Source organism: Virgibacillus sp. NKC19-16 (assembly GCF_021560035.1).
Lineage (GTDB): Bacteria > Bacillota > Bacilli > Bacillales > Amphibacillaceae > Virgibacillus_L > Virgibacillus_L salidurans.
The window spans coordinates 2,745,011-2,759,903 of record NZ_CP074373.1 but is presented as its reverse complement, the minus strand read 5'-3'; the positions used below and the strand labels follow the sequence as shown (position 1 = coordinate 2,759,903).

Below are 14,893 nucleotides of genomic sequence, written 5' to 3'. Positions count from 1 at the left end.
GAATCTTATGATCAAGGAATTTAAACTCCCTGATATTGGAGAAGGACTTCAAGAAGCAGAAGTCGTAAACTGGTTTGTCCGAAATGGAGATTCAATCAACGAAAACGATGCCATTGCAGAAATTCAAACTGATAAAGCGGTCGTGGAAATCACGTCGCCTTATGGTGGCGTTGTTCATCAACTTGGCGGCGAGGAAGGTGAAAGTGTTAAGGTCGGGAAGACACTGATTTCTGTTGAAACCGCTATTGAAAATAAAGAAAACGAGGAAAGTAAGGAATCGATTGTTAATAAAGAAGTAAGTCAACCATCGGCATCAAAACCGAGAGTAAAAGCCGCACCTTCAGTTCGAAAGCTGGCAAGAGAGTTAGGGGTTCCAATACATGAAGTGACTCCAACGGGCCGAGGTGGAAAGGTTATTGCAAGTGATATCCGATCGTTTACGACGACAGTTGAAGAGGAAAAAAGTAAAGATCCAGAACCGCCAAAGGGTCTTCAAAGTGAACCGATTAAAGGCTTGCGAAAGAAAATCTTTGAAAATATGACGCTTTCAATGTCTGAAATTCCCCAGTGCTCAGGAATGGATGAAGTTGATGTCAGTCGCTTAAGTGAATTCAGGCTATCGTTGAAAAGTGAGACTCAGAGTGGGTCACTTACGCATCTTCCTTTTATCGTTAAAGCTGTGGCACTAGCAATTAAGCAAAACCCGAGATTTAATGGCAAAGTCGATGCCGAAAATATGCTTTTCCGTTACCAAGAGAATATTCACATAGGGATTGCTACTGCGACAGAAGATGGTTTGTTAGTACCTGTTGTTAAAGATGCAGATAAAATGACTGTGGAAGAGATTGCTTTTGCAATTGAAGACTTATCCGCACGTGCGAGGAGCAAAAAGCTAAAGCCTTATGAACTCTCCGGAAGTACGTTTACGATCTCAAATACAGGTAAAGAAGGAGGGTTCTATGCTACACCAATTATTAACCCGCCTGAAGTAGCTATTCTTGGTGTGCACGCGATTAAACAAAAGCCTGTCGTTAAAAATGAAGAAATCCGAATTGGTTGTGTAATGGGCTTGTCGATCACATTCGATCACCGGGTCATTGACGGTGACCATTGTGGACAATTTATGCGAGCGCTAAAAGAATATTTAGAGAGGCCGGAGCTATTCGCTTTTAAGGGGTAGTAATCAATAGAAGAAAAAGTGAAATCAGGAAATCTTGGAGAAAAACCGGTAAAGGCTGGTATGACTACTCGAAAAGGGGATAGATGATATGTCACAACTTGTAACTTATAAAAAAGAGAATGGGATTGCCGTGATTACAATCGATAATCCACCATTAAATGTGCTAAATCAACAGATACAAAAAGAGCTCAAAGAGATTACTGCGGAGATAAAAAATGATAAAGAAGTTGTATGTGTTCTATTAACCAGTACTGGTGATAAAGCATTTATGGCTGGTGCGGACATAAAGGAATTTCCACAAATGATGGGTAATCCAAATATGCGTAATGATGTAATGTTCATGCATAGTATGTTAAATGACTTAGATAATTTACCGAAGCCAACAATTGCTGTGCTTGATAGTCTTACATTTGGGGGTGGCTGTGAACTTGCATTAACCTGCGATATTCGAGTTGCCGAAGAGAAAACACAGCTTGGCTTTCCAGAAATTAAGTTGGGACTTTTCCCTGGTGGAGCGGGTACACAAAGGTTGCCAAGGCTAATTGGTGAAGCAAAAGCAAAAGAAATGATGTTTACAGGAGATCCAATTACTTCAGATGAAGCTGAGAGAATAGGATTAGTAAATCATGTGGTACCAAACGGGCAAGCATATGAAAAAGCGATGAACCTTGCACTACAAATAGCAAGTAAGTCAATTCAACCATTATCTAGAATTAAAAAAGCAGTTGATGAGGGATTGGAAATGAGTTTAACAGAAGGAATAGAAAAAGAAGCTGATTTATTTGAAGAAGTATTTCAAACAGAAGATGTTAAAGAAGGGGTAGGAGCATTTATTGATAAAAGGAAACCTCATTTTAAAAATCTATAAGACTTTTTAAATTTTTAATTAGTTTGATAGTGGAGGGTTGATTGTGAGTTGGAAACCGGAAATAGATGAATTACGAAAAAGAGAAGAATTGGCACATGAAATGGGTGGAGAAGAGAACTTAAATAAGCATTATTCAAGAGGGAAGATGGATGTAAGAGAGCGAATAAGACAGCTATTCGATAATGACACCTTTAGAGAGAAGGGAGCTGTTGCAGGTAAAGCAGTATATGAAAATGATGAATTAAAAAAATTTAGTCCTACCAATTTTCTTCTTGGTACCGGAAAAATTGATGGTCGCAAAGCCGTAACAGGTGCTGATGATTTCACGGTTCGTGGAGGCGCCGCTGATGGAGCTATTATCGAAAAACAGATCTACTCTGAACAGATGGCACATGATCTGCAATTACCGTTGGTACGCCTTGTAGATGGGACGGGTGGTGGTGGAAGTGTGAAGTTCCTTGATACGGAAGGTCATACTTATATTCCAGTTAATCCAGCATGGGATTATGTCGTGAAGAATATGGGGAGGGTTCCGGTAGTTGCTGCTTGTTTAGGCTCAGTTGCAGGATTAGGTGCAGCTCGTGTTACAGCTTCTCATTTCTCTGTCATGGTAGAAGAAATTTCCCAACTTTTTGTGGCTGGTCCTCAGATTGTCAATTTTGGAGTAGGGCAGGATTTAACGAAGGAAGAGCTTGGAGGGGCACAGGTTCACAGGTCAAGTGGAGCGATTGATAATGTCGTAAAAACGGAAAAAGAAGCGTTTGATCATATTAGGAAATTTCTCTCTTATCTACCAAGCAATGTGTGGGAATTACCTCCTGTGATTGAGTCAACAGATGACCGCAACAGAAAAGAAGAAGAGCTTATTTCCGTAATACCTAAGAATCGCCGAAAGCCATATAAAATCAGACCTATTTTGGAACTGATTCTCGACAATGATTCTATTTTTGAAATGGGAAGGTATTATGGAGGTGGAACCGTGACTGGATTTGCAAGGATAGACGGTCATCCAGTTGGATTTCTGGCAAATGATCCTTATGTAGGTGGAGGCGGCTTAACCGTTGAAAGCTGTGAAAAAATTGAACGGTTTGTAGATCTATGCGAAACCTTCCATCTACCAATTGTGAACTTTGTTGATCAGCCAGGAATTGCTATAGGGTTAGCTGCTGAAAAAAAAGGGACGATTCGTAAGGGGGTTCGAGCGATTTCATCCATTTATCAAGCGAATGTACCAATGATTGAGATTATTATCAGAAGAGCCTTTGGAGTAGGTGGAGCTGGAATGATTAATGGCCAGGGGTTACATATGAGGTATGCTTGGCCATCAGGTGATTGGGGTTCCCTTCCAGTTGAAGGAGGTATCCAAGTTGCTTATAAACGCGAGTTGGAAGCCAGTGATAATCCGAAAAAACTTCTTGAGGAGTTAGCTGCAAAAATGGAAAGCGTCCGTTCTCCATTACGAACGGCTGAAGCATTTGGTGTGGAAGAAATCATTGATCCGAGGGATACGCGAATACGCTTATGTGAATGGATTGAAGATTCATATGCAATTCTTCCGCAGCATATTGGGCCTTCCCCTCATACAATGCGTCCGTAATGATAATGGAAAATGGTCTCACTTAAATAGTATGGGAGAGATGATCATGAAGGTAGACAAATTTAAGGAGAGCTTAGGAACGGATGAGGAATTAGTTACGAAAAAACTGGAGAAATGGGCAAGAGAAATTGGAGAGAAAACCTTCATTTATTATGGTGAAGAGAATCGTTCATTGACATTTAAACGTTTCAATGAACTAGCGAATAGTTTTGCAAACAGCCTAAGTAATAAAGGGATTAAAAAAGGGGATCGTGTTTCACTATTTTTAAAGAACCCGCTTGTAACCACTATTGCAATGTTTGGTATTTGGAAAGCTGGTGGTGTTTATTGCCCAATAAATTTTAATTATAAAGGAAAGTTATTATCTTATCAGATAAATGATACAGAACCAAAATTACTTATAACAGAAAGACAAATGATTCCATTGATCAATGAGATAAAAGCAGAGATATTTCCTTTATTCGCTATTGTTCACGATCCGAGAGCAGAAGATCATGATTACCAGGCTCAATTGGCAGACGTTGAGATCGACAGTAAATTTTCGACAGTCTCTTTTGCTTTATTATTAGAAGGAAATACAAGTAATCCAGAAATTGATGTCAATTATTATGATACCGCAAACATCATTTACACCTCTGGAACGACCGGTCCTGCCAAAGGAGTTGTACAATCCTATCGCTGGATACATGGTTATACGTATATGTTTAGAGTTTTTAATAAACAGGAGGATGTTATTTATAATGACTTACCCATGTACCATGTGGGAGGAGCATTTGCCCTTGTTGGAAGAGCTGCATTTTTAGGCTGTACCATATCACTCTGGGATAAGTTCAGTCCAACAGATTTTTGGAAAAGAATAGAAATTAGCGGAGCATCAAATGCAATTTTACTGGATGTTATGATCCCCTGGTTGATGGATGCGGAACCTAAAAAGGATGATCAGGAAAACACATTAAATCGCGTACACATGCAACCTCTTCCCAAATACCATCATGAAGTAGCGAAGAGGTTTGGAATTAATTTTATCTCTGCAGGGTACGGCCAAACAGAATCTGGAAATGGATTTGTAGGAATTATTGATGAGTTAAACGCGGAAGGTACACCTTCTACATTGTATAAAGGAAACACCAAGGAAGAAACAGCACGTATTGCGGATATAATGAATATCCCTTTCCAAAATGGAACACAGGATTTACCAAAGGGTTATATGGGATATACAGCGCCATTTTTTCAATCAGCAATTTTAAATGAGTATGATGAAGAAGTTGAAACTGGAGAAACGGGTCAACTTGCGTTACGACCACGATATCCACAATTAATTCTTAAGGAATACTTTAATAAACCTGAAGCTACAGTTGATGCCTATCAAAATTTATGGTTTCACACCGGCGATATCGGTTATAAAGATGAGAATGGAACTTATTATTTTGTTGATCGAATGAAAGATGTAATTCGCCATAAAGGTGAAAATATATCATCATACCAGGTCGAAGATATGATTAATCAACATGAAGATATTAGTGTTTGTGCAGCATTTCCAGTCGAAGCAAAAGAGGGAGACGAAGATGATATTGTCGTTTATGCTGTTTCGAAGACAAAAACAGTAAGTATTGAGGAATTAAATGAGTGGATAAAAATTACAGTACCTAAATTTATGTGGCCAAAATATATTCGTTTTATTGATGATTTACCAAGAACGCCAACTAACAAAGTTGAAAAGTACAAATTAAAGTCAATATTTCAATTAGAATTAGAAAATAGTAATTTCTGATTATGAAAGGAGGAGCAAGATGAATAATATTATAGCAAATATGGCGGGTAACGTTTGGAAAGTATTGGTTTCTGAAGGCGATAAGGTAGAGGATGCTCAAGATGTTGTTATCTTAGAATCTATGAAAATGGAAATACCAATTGAGGCTGGATCAAGTGGGGTGATAAATGAGGTAATCATAAATGAAGGTGATTTTGTAAACGAGGGCGATGTTCTTCTAACAATTGATTAAATATATATTAATAGATCAAATCGATTAATTTATTTTATAAAACATATAGGGAGGACTATATATTGAATTCTGTTTTAAAGAAAAGTTGGCCAAAAGATATCCCGGAGAAATTAAATTACCGATTGGGAGAAAAGCCCTTACATGAATATTTAATTCAAAATGCAAGGGATTATCCAGATCAATCGGCATATATATTTTATGGGAATAACATTACGTGGAGTCAATTAAATGATCATACAAAGCGTTTTGCACAGTTTCTTAAGAACCAAGGTATAAACAAAGGGGATAGAATTGCCTTGTTTATGCAGAACTGTCCACAATATTTAATTAGTCATTATGCCATACAAATGATTGGTGCAACGGTTGTACCATTAAATCCAATGTATAAAGCAACTGAGTTGGAGTACTTCATAAATGAAGCTGAGATTAAGTCTGTTATTGCGGGGCAGGAATTGTTTAGTCATGTTGAAAATATTAAAGATAAGGCGCCATCGCTACAATTTTCAATAACTACAAATTATACAGATTTTATTTCCAGAGAGTCAGAACTTCCGTTACCAGATGAGCTTACTATTGAAAAACAGGAAATTGATGGTACGTTTGACCTTAGGAAGGTCGTTCGAGAAACAGATCCTATTACTGAAACTGAACCAATTGATGTCTGGGAAGATGTTGGATTAATGGTCTTCACATCTGGAACAACTGGACGGCCGAAAGCAGCTATGCTTACTTTTGGAAATGCATTGTTTAAGACAGCTGCCACTGTCAATGGCTATCAGGTAGATCAAAATGATAAAACGTTGGCGGTTGCACCACTTTGTCATATCGCTGGTATGGTTATGGGTGTGAATATCCCTGTATATAGCGCATCTCCATGTACATTACTGACACGTTTTGACACAGAGACTGCGATCAGTGCAATTGAAAATTACAAGGTGAATAAATTATATACGGTTGCTCCGATGAATGCCGCTATCCTAAATCATCCTGGAGTAGAAAATAGAGACTTAACATCACTAGATATCAATTTTGCCACAAGCTTTGGAATGACAGTTGATGAAAGGTTATCAGAGGAATGGAAGAAGTTAACGGATGGCTGTTTAATCTTTGAAGCAGCTTATGGACTCAGTGAGACGCATACATGCGACACCATGATGCCAATCGATCAAATAAAATTTGGCACGTGTGGAATCGCAACATATGATACCCAACTACGAATTGTAGACATGGAAAGTGGGGAGGATTTGCCGCCCGGTAACCAAGGAGAAATAGCAGTGAAAAATCCAGGTGTATTTAAAGGATATCTTAATCGTCCTGAAGCAACAGAAGCAACGCTAAGGAATGGATGGGTGTTCACAGGAGATATTGGCACATTGGATGAAGATGGATATTTATACTTTAACGGACGTGTCAAGGAAATGATTAAATCATCAGGTTACAGTGTATTTCCTGAAGATGTTGAGTCTTTAATGAGCGACCATGAAGCGATATTACAAATAGCTACGGTCGGAGTCCCAGATAAAAAAAGAGGAGAAAGCGTAAAGGCTTTTATTGTGTTAAAGCCTGAATATATAGGGAAAGTCACTGAGAAGGAAATCATAGCATGGTCTAAAGAGAAAATGGCAGCTTATAAATATCCGCGAGAGGTGGAATTTCTCGATAGTTTACCAGCAACGAGCTCCGGCAAAGTGCTTAGAAGACTATTAAAAGAAGATTAAATTACAATAATTTCTACGTAGTAAATGTTAGGGGATAAATAATGAAAAAAGAAATAGAAGAATTATTAGAGCGAAAAGAAAAGGCAAAATTTGGTGGTGGAAAGAAAAAAATTGAACGACAACATGATTTGGGATATTACACCGCCAGAGAGAGAATTGAAAAACTTGTTGATACTGATACCTTTTTAGAATTGGGTATGCTTGCCCATTCTGATCAAGTAGGCAGTGAAGAGAAAAGTCTAGGAGACGGCGTCATTACTGGATTAGCTAAAGTAAACGGCCGTCCAGTTGTTATACAAGCAGCAGATAAAACAGTATTTGCTGGGACTGAAGGTATGGTATATTTCCGTAAAACACAAGCTGCTCACAATTTTGCGGTAAAGCGTGGCTTTCCTTTGCTTAATTTAATGGAAGGTGGAGGGTTGCGGATGCCTGATGGAATGGGTTCAGACGGAATAAGTCAGGTGCTTTTTCCTAACGAACTCTTAATGCATCATCGGCAGGTTCCTATGATTACAGCAATTTTGGGAGACAGTTTTGGAGGGCCAACTTGGACAGCGGCTTCTTCTGACTTTGTCACACTAATGAAAGGAACAACTATGGCAGTGGCAGGTCCTCGAATGCTTGAAGTAGCTACAGGTGAGAAAATTTCAAACGAAGAACTAGGTGGTTGGGAGGTTCATGCAAACTTCACAGGACAAGTGGAGCGCTTTACTGAGGATGAGGATACTTCCATAGAAGAATTAAAACAATTCTTAAGCTACATGCCACTTAATGGAGGAGAAGAGCCACCTTATAAAGAAACGAAAGATGATCCATATCGCCGACTTGATGAAATGGTTGATCTTGTTCCGACGAGAAGAAAACGTGCTTATGATATGAAAAAAGTAATTAAATCAGTCGTTGATGAAGGAGATTATTTTGAATTAAAATCAACCTATGGTACAGCAATTATCACCGTCTTAGCAAGAATTAATGGAAGAGTAGTTGGGATTATTGCAAATCAGCCGCTGAAATTTGCCGGTGCTGCAGGTGCAAAGGAATGTGAGAAGGCAACAGATTTTATTGTGTTGTGTGATTCTTATAATATTCCATTAGTCTTTTTACACGACATTCCAGGTTTTCGGGTATCAAGTGATGCGGAAAAATTAAAAATGCCGACTAAAATAATGGTGTGGAATCAAGCACTTGCCCAATCTACTGTTCCAAAAATTTCGGTTGTCATTCGCAAGAGTATTGGAGCAGCTTACGGTAACATGTGCGGGCCAACTATGGGGGCTGATTTTGTTGTTGCATGGCCAACAGCTGAGATAAATTTTACAGGTCCTGAAGTTGGAATCAATGTGGTATATGGAAGTGAACTGCAGAAATCAGAAAAGCCTGAGGAGGAACGGGAAGAGTTATTGAAATCATGGAGTTTTGATAGTTCACCGTATAAGGCTGCTGGAAAACACTTAATTGACGATGTTATTGATCCAAGAGATACACGAAAGTTTCTCTCTCAAACGTTGGAATACGCATGTGCAAATAAGGGATCTAAAAGTGAACGAAATCTTGCAAACTGGCCGACGGGTTTTTAGTAAGGAAAGATTCCTATAATAAATAGATTAATGGGAATAATAGTTCAATTAACATACCATACGTTCAGTATAAAAGACAGGTATATAGTATTATTTAATCAACACCACATAAAAGGAGGAATTTATATGCGAAGCTGGAAAGTTACAGAATTGGGGGATCCAAGGGATGTATTGGAGTTACAAGAAACACCGCGTCCTTCTATAGAAGCGGGTAATGTTTTAATCGAGGTTGAAGCTTCTTCACTTAATTTCTTTGATATATTACTTTGTCAAGGGAAATATCAGGAAAAACCTTCTATTCCTTTTACACCAGGGTCAGAAGTTTGCGGGATTATTCGAGAAACAGGTGAGGGGTCTCAGTTAAAAGAAGGGCAACGAGTGATTGCAACACCTGGACTTCCTGAAGGAGGGTTATCAGAATGGGTATCTGTCCCAGAGCATTCTGTCTATGTTATTTCGGATTCAATGTCTGCGAGTGAAGCGGCAGGGATGTTTATAACCTATCAAACCTCTTATTATGCATTATATTACAGAAGTAATCTACAGAAGGGAGAAGTTTTATTAGTTCATGCAGGAGCAGGTGGAGTTGGTTCAGCAGCTATTCAGCTAGGAAAAGCAAAAGGAGCAAAAGTGATTGCAACAGCTGGAGGACCGGAAAAAGTACAGATATGTAAGGATCTTGGAGCTGACATTGCGATAGACTACAAATCTCAGGATTTCGTGGATATTGTGAAGAAGGAAACGGGAGGACGTGGCGCAGATGTCATTTATGATCCAGTAGGTGCAGATGTATTTGATCGATCTCGTAAATGTATTGCTTTTGATGGTCGCATATTGGTTATTGGTTTTGCAGGTGGACGTATTCCAGACGCTCCCGTCAATCACGCATTAATTAAAAATTACTCGATCGTAGGCGTTCATTGGGGTCTGTTCGCTAAGAAAAAACCAGAAGAGGTAAGGGAAATTCATCATGATTTAATGCGGCTTTATGAAGAGAAAGCTATTCTTCCTTTAGTTTACCAAGAGTATGATTTTAAGGATGTGCCTAGTGCTTTGGAAGTTTTAGGAGATCGTAAAACATATGGTAAATTGATAGCTAAACCGTAAATTAACAGTAAAGAAAAATATAGACTCAGCAAACAAATTTATATATTTAACTTAATCGAAAGGATTTCAAAATAAACAGGTGGAATTGAAGGGTGATTATTCTTATTAACTAAGAATCTCTGAGACTTATTTAATAAAGTGATGAACATGTAGGAGGGATGGTATATAGATGTTGAGTATAGTCGGAACTATAATTGCACTTGCATTGCTTATATACTTAGCACTAAAGGGGTACAGTCTTTTAATTATATCCATTGCACTTGCTGTTTTAGTAGCTATAACTAGTGGGATTAATATAAATGAGGCATTAGCTAGTAATTATATGACTGGGTTTATGGAATTTGCTGGTAATTACTTCTTAATATTCCTTTTTAGTGCGCTCTTCGGAAAAGTAATGGAAGATAGTGGAGCAGCAACTAGTATCGCTAAAGGAATTCTAAAGCTAACGGGTAAAAAAAGTCGCTTGGCCGTAATGATTGCTATAATGACTATTACAGGTGCTTTAACATATGGTGGTGTAAGTCTATTTGTTGTTGTGTTTGTCGTTATGCCAATTGCTAGACCGATTTTCAAAGAAATGGACATTCCATGGCCAATGTTTATAGGTTCAGCTTTTCTGGGTTCTGGAACTTTTACGATGACGATGCTTCCAGGAACACCACAAATTCAGAATTTGATTCCAATTCCTTATTTAGATACTACTGCAACAGCGGCTCCAATAGTGGGGCTTGTTGCCACAGCTGTTGTTATTCCTTTTGGTCTTTGGTGGTTAAATAGAGAGGATAAAAAATATACAGCTAAAAAATTAGGTTATGAAGAAACGAAAGGAGATGATACCTTTAAGACAGAAGGGAAGGATCTTTATCCCTCTTTCATTCTTAGTGTAATTCCGTCCATTCTTTTATTGGTCCTAATGAATGTTGTACAGATTAGCATAGAAATTTCATTAGCTTCAGCAATTGTTGTTGCAGGAATACTCTTTCGAAAATATTTGAACCAACCGATGAAGACATTTAATACAGGCGCAATGAATGTTGCTGCCCCGATATTAAACACTAGTGCAGTTGTGGGATTCGGAAGTGTGGTCTCAGCTACAGTTGGATTCGAGATGCTACAGAATGCAATCCTGGATATACCAGGCCATCCATTGATTTCATTTGCAATTGCAACCAATATTATTGTTGGAATTACTGGTTCGGCATCGGGTGGATTGGGAATTGCATTGGATACTTTAGGAAGCCATTACGCTACTGCTGTTGATCCTGAAGCATTGCATAGGATCGCCGCGATAAGTTCAGGAGGCCTAGATTCTCTTCCACATAATGGCGCGGTTGTAACTGGTTTAACCGTTGCTGGATTGACACATAAAGAGGGGTACAAACCAGTATTCTGGATATGTGTTGTTGCCCCGATTGTTGCCTTAACATTCGCGATTATAACTGCGCTTTTAATTTATTAATGGAAAATGAAATGTTGAGGTTTACGTAGGCTGTTGAAAACATATTAATATAACATTACAAGATAGGAGATTGGTGACATGACTGTTAAGGAAGGCACTCTACTTTGGGAGCCGACAGAAAAAATCAAGGAAGAATCTGTAATAACCAAATATATGAGATGGCTTAATTCAAGAAATGGTATTTCTATCAATAATTATGATGAACTTTGGAAATGGTCGGTAACCAATATTGAAGATTTTTGGGAAAGTATTTGGGACTATTATAATGTTAAATCTTACACAACTTATGAAACAGTACTTAAGGAAGATACTATGCCGGGGGCACAGTGGTTTCCTGGTGCAACCCTTAATTATGCAGAACACATTTTACGGAACGCAAAGAAAGGAAAGGCCGCGATTTATGCTCAATCTGAGATTCGACCTTTTTCTGAAATGAGTTGGGATGAACTTATAGATAAAACTGCATCTGTTGCAGCATATTTAAGGCAAGAGGGTGTGGAAAAAGGAGATCGTGTTGTAGCGTATATGCCAAACATATCGGAAACCGTGATTGCCTTTCTGGCAACTGCGAGTATAGGAGCAATTTGGTCGAGCTGTGCGCCAGAATTCGGAGTAGGAAGCACCCTAAGTCGTTTTAAACAAATTGAGCCCAAAATCTTATTCACAGTGGATGGATATCGATATAATGGAAAGTCTTTTAATAAAATGGAAACGGTTTCTGAATTAGAAGATAATTTGGCAAGTATTGAAAAGGTTGTGGTGATACCGTATCTAAACCAAAATCCTGATATAAGTGGGCTTAAGAATGTATCTTATTGGAAGGATACTTTAGGGTCGGATGAAGAACTATCTTTTGAAGAAGTTCCATTTGATCATCCGCTTTGGATCTTATATTCTTCAGGAACAACAGGGTTGCCAAAGCCAATCGTACAGGGGCACGGGGGGATTTTACTCTCACATTTATCATTACAAGGAATTCAAGGAGACCTCACATCAAAAGATCGATTTTTTTGGCATACAACAACAGGGTGGATGTTGTGGAACGTGGTCGTCGGATCTATGCTCACCGGTTCATCAATCGTGTTATATGACGGGAGTCCAACATATCCAGATTTAGGGGTTTTATGGCGTCTTGCTGAAAAAAGTGATATGACCTCATTTGGAACCAGTCCAAGTTATATATTAAGTTGTATGAAAGAGGGGATAAAGCCTAAGAATACATTTGATTTACCTAATCTTGATACTTTTCATTATACAGGAGCACCACTTTCCCCGGAAGGGTTTCACTGGGTTTATGAAAATGTGAAAGAGAATGTACGAGTTGCGCCAAGTAGTGGCGGAACCGACATATGTGCCGGAATTGTTGGTGGTAGTACTATACTCCCTGTACACGCAGGTGAAATCCCTCAAGGCTGTCTTGGTGTTTCCGTTTATTCTTATGATGAAAACGGTCAGCCTGTTTATGATGAAGTAGGTGAAATGGTTATTACAAAACCTTTTCCTTCTATGCCGCTTTTCTTTTGGAATGATCTTGATGGTAAAAAATATAAAGAAAGCTACTTTGATATGTTTCCAGGTGTATGGAAGCACGGTGATCTCCTGAAGATTACAAATCGCGGAAGTGCAGTTATTTATGGAAGATCTGACGCAACTATAAACAGAATGGGAGTTCGCAGTGGATCTAGCGAAATTTACAATGCAATTGAGAAAGTCCCGGAAGTACTTGATAGTCTTGTTGTAGATTTAAGTGGATATAATCACAAACCTTATATGCCACTGTTTATAGTATTACGAGAAGGCATTACATTATCGGAAGAGATAAAAAAGTCAGTTAATATAAAAATTAGAGATGAGGTATCCCCTCGTCATGTTCCGGATGATATCTTTGTTATCGAAGATATTCCAAAGACCTTAACTGGAAAGAAAATGGAAATTCCTATTCGTAAAATTTTGCTTGGTACTCCAGTAGAGAAAGCTGCAAGTATTGATGCAATGAGTAACCCTGGTTCTATTGATTATTTTGTCAAATTGGCAGAATCAGGTGGATTTATGAATTAATAAAGTGAAATCCAGTAAAGTGAAAGTTAATTTAGAAAGGATGAGTCTATGCGATTAAAAAATAAAGTAGCCATTATAACGGGTGGAGGGGGAGATATAGGCAGAGCTACAGCTTTGCGATTTATAGAAGAAGGAGCCCGCATTATGATATCAGATGTTAGGGAAGAAGCAGGTATGCAAACTTTAAACTTAATCAGAGAAAAAGGAGGTGAAGCCGAGTTTATCTGCACTGATATGAGTGAGCCTGAAGATGTTAATAAATTGATACAAGGAACAATTGATGCCTTTAGTCGTCTTGATATCTTATTCAATAACGCAGGTGTTGATAGTACTGAAAAGAAAATGCCAGATGTTTCATTGGAGGAATGGCAAAAAGTAATAGATGTAAATCTTAACGGTGTGTTCCTAGGTATGAAATTTGCTATTCCACAGATGGAGGCGGGAAGCTCTATCATTAATACTGCAAGTATCGCTGGAATCAAGGGGCAAAAACTTGTTTCTGCTTACTCGGCTTCGAAAAGTAGTGTCATAGCTCTTTCTAAGACAGCAGCAACAGAATTTGGAAGGAAAAATATTCGTGTGAATGCCATTGCCCCGGGAATTATTGACACAAATATGGTAGGAGAGTGGAAAAAAACAGAAAAATGGCCGGTATTATCTACTGCTAATGCATTAAAGAGAATTGGAAAACCAGTTGAAATAGCTAATGCAGTTTTGTTTCTCGCCTCGGATGAAGCTTCATTTATAACCGGCGAAACACTTGTAGTTGATGGTGGAACGATTAATATTTAAGGAATAAAAAAATAAGAGGAATCTTGATAGGCAAAGCATCAAGGGGATGAGATGAAATGAAAAAGAAAAAATGGGAAGCATATACGAATATTTCACAAGATAACGCTCTTCAAATATTTAAAACAGTCTTTCGTGATCAAAAACTTGAATATACTATCACAAAAGGATCACCCATATATATGTATGATTCTAAAAATGAGCAAGTATTAATTAAAATAAATAATGATTGTGTTATTTCTCTTATTTATGTTTCTGCTGATCCGTTGACCAGGTTTTTTTCGAATGTTTTAGGGACTTTAAAAAACTTTAATGGTATTACTCTATTATCAATAACGTATTCTAATCACTCTAAAGGTGAATTGGCTCAAGTATTGAAAGGATTTGTTTACCATTCTCAAGAACCTTGGAAAATCACAAGATACCCTCGGTTTCGGTTTGCAATACTCTTGCAACTTATTACAAAAAGTAAATGGAAACGTTTTCTATCAGTTTGAAGACTTAATAATTAAGTGATAATAAAGGTATTATGGA

General features: G+C 38.1%; 12 protein-coding genes. All 12 read left to right on the top strand.

Annotated elements, in window-relative coordinates; translation table 11 throughout:
- The first annotated feature begins 7 nt into the window (after window positions 1-7).
- The 12 genes from KFZ58_RS14155 to KFZ58_RS14100 all read left to right on the top strand — a co-directional run bounded on the left by KFZ58_RS14155 (window position 8) and on the right by KFZ58_RS14100 (window position 14,856).
- On the top strand, window positions 8-1,180 hold the full coding sequence (locus tag KFZ58_RS14155) for a dihydrolipoamide acetyltransferase family protein (RefSeq protein ID WP_235791943.1): 1,173 nt from the start codon (window positions 8-10) through the stop codon (window positions 1,178-1,180).
- Window positions 1,181-1,268: 88 nt separating this feature from the next.
- The gene (locus KFZ58_RS14150) at window positions 1,269-2,048 is read left to right on the top strand and encodes an enoyl-CoA hydratase/isomerase family protein (RefSeq protein ID WP_235791942.1); all 780 of its coding nucleotides are present in this window, start codon (window positions 1,269-1,271) and stop codon (window positions 2,046-2,048) included.
- Window positions 2,049-2,091: 43 nt separating this feature from the next.
- Complete coding sequence (locus KFZ58_RS14145; protein WP_235791941.1) at window positions 2,092-3,645, top strand: acyl-CoA carboxylase subunit beta; 1,554 nt, start codon at window positions 2,092-2,094, stop codon at window positions 3,643-3,645.
- A gap of 46 nt (window positions 3,646-3,691) precedes the next feature.
- Window positions 3,692-5,416 (top strand): AMP-binding protein, encoded by a 1,725-nt coding sequence (locus KFZ58_RS14140; protein ID WP_235791940.1) that lies wholly within the window; start codon window positions 3,692-3,694, stop codon window positions 5,414-5,416.
- Window positions 5,417-5,435: 19 nt separating this feature from the next.
- A complete protein-coding gene (locus KFZ58_RS14135; RefSeq protein ID WP_235791939.1) occupies window positions 5,436-5,648 on the top strand; it encodes an acetyl-CoA carboxylase biotin carboxyl carrier protein subunit in 213 nt (70 codons plus the stop codon).
- Between the two features lie 62 nt (window positions 5,649-5,710).
- A complete protein-coding gene (locus KFZ58_RS14130; protein ID WP_235791938.1) occupies window positions 5,711-7,366 on the top strand; it encodes an AMP-binding protein in 1,656 nt (551 codons plus the stop codon).
- A gap of 41 nt (window positions 7,367-7,407) precedes the next feature.
- Window positions 7,408-8,946: an acyl-CoA carboxylase subunit beta gene (locus tag KFZ58_RS14125; RefSeq protein WP_235791937.1), complete on the top strand. Its 1,539-nt coding sequence runs from the start codon at window positions 7,408-7,410 to the stop codon at window positions 8,944-8,946.
- Window positions 8,947-9,072: 126 nt separating this feature from the next.
- Window positions 9,073-10,053 carry an NADPH:quinone oxidoreductase family protein gene (locus KFZ58_RS14120; RefSeq protein ID WP_235791936.1) on the top strand — a complete coding sequence of 327 codons (981 nt, stop codon included), beginning with the start codon at window positions 9,073-9,075 and terminating at the stop codon, window positions 10,051-10,053.
- Window positions 10,054-10,222: 169 nt separating this feature from the next.
- Entirely contained in the window at window positions 10,223-11,512 is a 1,290-nt protein-coding gene (locus tag KFZ58_RS14115) for a GntP family permease (RefSeq protein WP_235791935.1), read from the top strand.
- Between the two features lie 78 nt (window positions 11,513-11,590).
- Window positions 11,591-13,570 carry an acetoacetate--CoA ligase gene (locus tag KFZ58_RS14110; RefSeq protein WP_235791934.1) on the top strand — a complete coding sequence of 660 codons (1,980 nt, stop codon included), beginning with the start codon at window positions 11,591-11,593 and terminating at the stop codon, window positions 13,568-13,570.
- Between the two features lie 48 nt (window positions 13,571-13,618).
- Window positions 13,619-14,362: an SDR family NAD(P)-dependent oxidoreductase gene (locus tag KFZ58_RS14105; protein WP_235791933.1), complete on the top strand. Its 744-nt coding sequence runs from the start codon at window positions 13,619-13,621 to the stop codon at window positions 14,360-14,362.
- Between the two features lie 56 nt (window positions 14,363-14,418).
- Window positions 14,419-14,856 (top strand): hypothetical protein, encoded by a 438-nt coding sequence (locus tag KFZ58_RS14100; RefSeq protein WP_235791932.1) that lies wholly within the window; start codon window positions 14,419-14,421, stop codon window positions 14,854-14,856.
- The last annotated feature ends 37 nt before the right edge of the window (window positions 14,857-14,893 follow it).

Coding starts and splice junctions, on each gene's coding strand:
- KFZ58_RS14155 (WP_235791943.1), top strand. CDS start 8: ATGATCAAGGAATTTAAACTCCCTGATATTGGAGAAGGACTTCAAGAA.
- KFZ58_RS14150 (WP_235791942.1), top strand. CDS start 1,269: ATGTCACAACTTGTAACTTATAAAAAAGAGAATGGGATTGCCGTGATT.
- KFZ58_RS14140 (WP_235791940.1), top strand. CDS start 3,692: ATGAAGGTAGACAAATTTAAGGAGAGCTTAGGAACGGATGAGGAATTA.
- KFZ58_RS14135 (WP_235791939.1), top strand. CDS start 5,436: ATGAATAATATTATAGCAAATATGGCGGGTAACGTTTGGAAAGTATTG.
- KFZ58_RS14125 (WP_235791937.1), top strand. CDS start 7,408: ATGAAAAAAGAAATAGAAGAATTATTAGAGCGAAAAGAAAAGGCAAAA.
- KFZ58_RS14120 (WP_235791936.1), top strand. CDS start 9,073: ATGCGAAGCTGGAAAGTTACAGAATTGGGGGATCCAAGGGATGTATTG.
- KFZ58_RS14115 (WP_235791935.1), top strand. CDS start 10,223: ATGTTGAGTATAGTCGGAACTATAATTGCACTTGCATTGCTTATATAC.
- KFZ58_RS14110 (WP_235791934.1), top strand. CDS start 11,591: ATGACTGTTAAGGAAGGCACTCTACTTTGGGAGCCGACAGAAAAAATC.
- KFZ58_RS14105 (WP_235791933.1), top strand. CDS start 13,619: ATGCGATTAAAAAATAAAGTAGCCATTATAACGGGTGGAGGGGGAGAT.
- KFZ58_RS14100 (WP_235791932.1), top strand. CDS start 14,419: ATGAAAAAGAAAAAATGGGAAGCATATACGAATATTTCACAAGATAAC.